The organism is Peribacillus sp. NPDC058002, assembly GCF_042886655.1.
In the GTDB taxonomy this organism is placed as follows: domain Bacteria; phylum Bacillota; class Bacilli; order Bacillales; family DSM-1321; genus Peribacillus; species Peribacillus aracenensis.
Genome location: NZ_JBHVQU010000286.1, coordinates 1 through 4,230, shown reverse-complemented (window position 1 = coordinate 4,230; position 4,230 = coordinate 1). Strand labels below are relative to the sequence as shown.

Here is a 4,230-nt window from a genome sequence, read left to right as displayed (position 1 = left end):
ATCAACCTTAAATCGTTTAGTTTTTAAAAACAACAATCTTTACGAAAAGAGCCTTACGAAAAAACCACTTCTTACATATTTATCTTTTAGTAAAAAATCAGGAATTTGTTCAATCCGCTTTTTTTTCCTCATAATGATTATCGCTGTTGGCTTTGTCCATGGAGTGGTCGAAAACCAAGGGAGTTTTTGTTGAATTGAAATAAGTGACACCCCTTCCCGAGGGTCTTTCTTTAGATACTCGATTTCTACGGGATATTTAATGGGTATCCTGGTTTCTTATCATGTATAATTTGGAATTAATTATAAACAAGTGGATAGCGTTGAAATATTTCGGGGAATTTACTAGTAACAAACCATTCTATAACTTTAATGAACTCCCTCAGTTTATAGACAAAGCTCACGAATACTCGTTTATTCTCAGGATTTCAAATCACATGGTATAGGTTGATTTAGATGAACGAAAGAGATAGGACCGTTATTATAAGATGAGGGAAGATTGAAATAGGGATCTATTGAAAATCCCATTATTATTTATACTACACGCATTTTCCACGCTGCCCTTGGAGGCTTTCCCCCCCCCATTTCAACGGATTATATTCATATGTCCTTTCATTCCTTCTTCATGCCTATCCAAGGGGGGGAGGCCGGTTTTGCAAACGGAACGGGCATTGCCCTTTTGTTCATTACATCAATCTTTTGAAATAAATAAATACTGTAGTATGTGTAAAAAAATGTAATTTAATAAAGGCATATTGTATTATTTAACTATGGATAAATATTAAATAAATAGAAGAAGTTAAGGCTGACATTAGTTAGCCTTAACTTCTTTTCTGGGAGCGGGTTTTATGAAAAACAACTTATGGTAATAACGGTCATTTTATTTATTGGGATTTCAGGTTGGTTATTATATGATAATAAATCAGCCGAAAAAACAAATGAAAATACAAAAGGAGTTCAACCAGGATTTGAGGAAAGTTCTAACACCATATCCTTCGGCCTATTAGATGAAATCGATAAAGTAGTAAATAACGGAAGTATACTAGAACCAAAAGAAAATAAGCTCGAGTATACCTTTTCTCACTCTAATTTTATCGAAGTGGAAAGGGACTAAGCATTAATTGTCCTCGATAACTTTAAACAAATTCCTTTTACAGTCCAAGGAAAGCAGTACAATGTATATCCTTTTAATGCGAGGGCAAATAAAACCGTTGAATTCAAGACAAGTATTTCCGTTAAAAAAGATACAAGTGAAATAGATTATCTTGTTATTAAAAAACCTAATTATTTTACAGAGAAATTAGATATTCCAAAGATGCATTCATTACAAGAAATTTTACCTTTGCGCTTTCAGGTTAAGAACAACAGTCAGAAACAAAAAAATGCTACCTTTACTCCTGAAGAAATGTTTAACGAAGGACCAAACGATACCATATTTATAAGTAAACAAAAAGAGGAATTAACGATTCTTCCAACAGAAAGAAGTGGGGAAGATATTTATATATCTGTCGGAAATATTAATGAGGAAAAAGAAAACTACAATATTGTTGCTTTAAGTAATTGGAAGCAAGTTCCTTTTGAAAATAATGAATTAGTAGGTAATGTATTAGTGAATCCAGGTGAAAGAAAAGTTTTTAAATTTAAGCTGCCATTTGTAAAAGCTAACTCGAATTTTCAAGTTATTGCTTTACCAAGACCCTATGAAGTTAGCGAAGAAGATTATGAGAGCACAAGAGCAGAGGGGTCAATGCGAGCAGTTATAAAACCCTAAATAGTATAATAACAGGTCCGAACAGCTCAATAACCTTAGATAGGAAACAAATAATATCCTCTGACAGTTTTTATTAAGTTGATATATATAGTTGTTTGTGAGTTTGTCTAATTTTTTGATGCTAGGGCTAGTAAATTCAGAGTAATGTCCATACAGGTAGAGAAAAATTTCCTTAGCTTATTTGAAAACCCTTCTCTAAATTGAGAGGGGCTTTTCTAAAGTATAGGCTTAGCTTTCCTAACTCTAACTCCGTAATATCAATATCGTCGTTATAAACCACTTGATCAATTCGGAAATCCTCACTTGCTGCAAATCTAATTATAATCTGCTGAATCCATTCGTATGCCGCAATAGCTGATGTCCAGTCTGGGTCCTATTTAAAGTCTGAATTTAGAACAGGGAAGCTTCCACATTGTAAAAACTTCGTTCCTTTTGAATGTAAGTACACTTTGATATTTATGTTCATTCTTACCTACCTCAGAGAAGGATCATACCAGCCTTCACCAATGATCATATTCTCACCTTTCCTTGTATAAGTGAATTTCGCTATATTTTGACCTTCTAAATGATAAGGTGCTTCCCAGAAAATCGTCACCTCACTGATATCGTCCTATTTGGCAAGATTAGCTGCTACCAGAGGGGGAGAGAATGTGTAACCAATTATCGTTCTTTCCGGATTTGGATCAAAAAGAGGTCAGTTCTATCCTTGTGAAAGAACTGAAATTGTATAAGCATTGAAGATACAACAACAAAATAAAAAAAAAAAATTAAAGGAGAAAGGGATTGTCGGACATATATTCCCCAAGAGAATGATGTAGCAAAGGAATTAAAAGTGATTCAAATGGAAAGAGCCTTAGAATATAGCCTTTACCCAATAGAACGCAAATTCATTGAAATGAAGTATTTGAGCCATGAAGGGCAGAATGTTATCTATATGGATATGGGGCTACAAAAAGTTGCAATTTTTCAGATTGCATCCTCCTTAGGGATAATGTAAATAGCAGAAAGTCCGTTTTTTATTTCGGTCTTTTTTGTTGTTTAATTGTGTCATTAAATTATTTAGAGCATAGAATGAATTAACCCATTTAAGTTCCTCCTTATAAAAATAAGGAGTGATTGTATGTCAGGTAGTCGTAGAGATGGCTGTTGTGATGGATTTGACGGAGGCTGTGGATTTAGTGGTGGATTTGCCTTTTTAGTTGTATTGTTTATCCTCTTAATTATTGTTGGAGCTAGTTTCTGCGGTGGTTTTGGTGGCGGTGGATATGCCCCAGCATATGGATATGGTGCATGCTGCTAAGAATATCAAAAGCTGACCTAATTTTGGTCAGCCTTTTATTATTTAATTTCTATTTCAGATGGGGTACTTTTAACTTTGTAAATCTGTATTTCCCTGATTCTACGCCTTAAAGTAATCGGCTCATTAGTTTTATAAAAACAGGGACAAAATCAGGAGAAAAAGGCGGACAAAGTTGCTGCCTTTTTTTATGCCCATTTTTATAAGATTAATCCATGAAATAATTCCTGGGAGACGCACAGTTTAAAGTTATTTTAGAAATTGTAAAATCAGTTGTCGGAAATATAAAAGGTGTAATAGACGGTGGACGAAAGGTCATCATGGGTTTAATACAAGTTTTTTCCGGATTGTTTACCGGTGATTTCTCAAAAATGTGGATAGGAATCAAGAATATCTTTTCAGGTTACATTCAGTTTATTTGGAATTTCATGCAGCGAATGTTCTGGGGTAAGCTGCTTAAAGGTATTTATCATTAGCGAAATTAATGGTAAATGCATTCAAGGGCATGTGGGGCAGTATAAAAAATGTTTTTTCTACCGTCATTAAGTGGATCGTGGATTTTGTGAAGAATCGATTTGCTGCAATGAAAAATACAGTGAATACGATTACTACCACTATAAAAAAACTCATCTCTACTATTGAGAATGGTATCTTAGACTTTTTCAAATTAGTGATTAAATCTATTGTGGATTTTATTTAAAAATCGTTTTACAAGTTTGAAAAATACAATCAATACCATATTTATAAATCTTGAAAATGAATTATTTCAAAACTCCTGAGAGTCGACAGTTATAACTTTCATTACTCGAATGAGAAAGCATATTTTATACTGAAAAAGCAAAAGCCGGGAAAGTACATGACTAATAAAAAATGTCACTTGTGTAAATCATTTCTACTGAGCTTGTTGCTTTCTCTTCAAAAACAGACGAAACCAAACTAACTGTATCAAAACTGCAATAATTACACCGACTAGAGTATCTGTCATTCTATCTATGGCATAATGTTTCGTTTGGTGTTCAAGTACAAAGACAAATAATATCGTTAGTGCGACTTGATAAATGACTGTTTTGTTAAATTTTAGCCATTGTGTGATATAACATCCTAAAAGAATTAATAGTCCTAAATTCCATCCATTTATACTCATATGTCTTGCAATGAGTACAGT

Annotated in this window: 5 protein-coding genes; 4 read left to right on the top strand and 1 reads right to left on the bottom strand. The window is 33.4% G+C overall.

Going from position 1 to position 4,230, the window contains the following annotated elements:
• From ACFVSH_RS23630 to ACFVSH_RS23615, 4 genes are all read left to right on the top strand, one after another.
• A partial coding sequence (locus ACFVSH_RS23630; protein WP_387708151.1) for a hypothetical protein occupies nt 1-193 on the top strand: 193 nt, incomplete at its 5' end.
• A gap of 666 nt (nt 194-859) precedes the next feature.
• A complete protein-coding gene (locus tag ACFVSH_RS23625; RefSeq protein WP_387708149.1) occupies nt 860-1,111 on the top strand; it encodes a hypothetical protein in 252 nt (83 codons plus the stop codon).
• A gap of 201 nt (nt 1,112-1,312) precedes the next feature.
• Entirely contained in the window at nt 1,313-1,768 is a 456-nt protein-coding gene (locus tag ACFVSH_RS23620) for a hypothetical protein (RefSeq protein WP_387708148.1), read from the top strand.
• Between the two features lie 1,120 nt (nt 1,769-2,888).
• On the top strand, nt 2,889-3,068 hold the full coding sequence (locus tag ACFVSH_RS23615) for a YjcZ family sporulation protein (protein WP_387594737.1): 180 nt from the start codon (nt 2,889-2,891) through the stop codon (nt 3,066-3,068).
• 889 nt (nt 3,069-3,957) lie between these two features.
• Here ACFVSH_RS23615 and ACFVSH_RS23610 read toward each other — a convergent pair.
• The coding region (locus ACFVSH_RS23610; protein WP_387708146.1) for an FUSC family protein at nt 3,958-4,230 on the bottom strand (273 nt) is incomplete at its 5' end.

Bases quoted from the DNA above. Each gene is read 5' to 3' on its own strand.
- ACFVSH_RS23625 (WP_387708149.1), top strand. From the start codon at position 860: ATGGTAATAACGGTCATTTTATTTATTGGGATTTCAGGTTGGTTATTA.
- ACFVSH_RS23620 (WP_387708148.1), top strand. From the start codon at position 1,313: ATGCATTCATTACAAGAAATTTTACCTTTGCGCTTTCAGGTTAAGAAC.
- ACFVSH_RS23615 (WP_387594737.1), top strand. From the start codon at position 2,889: ATGTCAGGTAGTCGTAGAGATGGCTGTTGTGATGGATTTGACGGAGGC.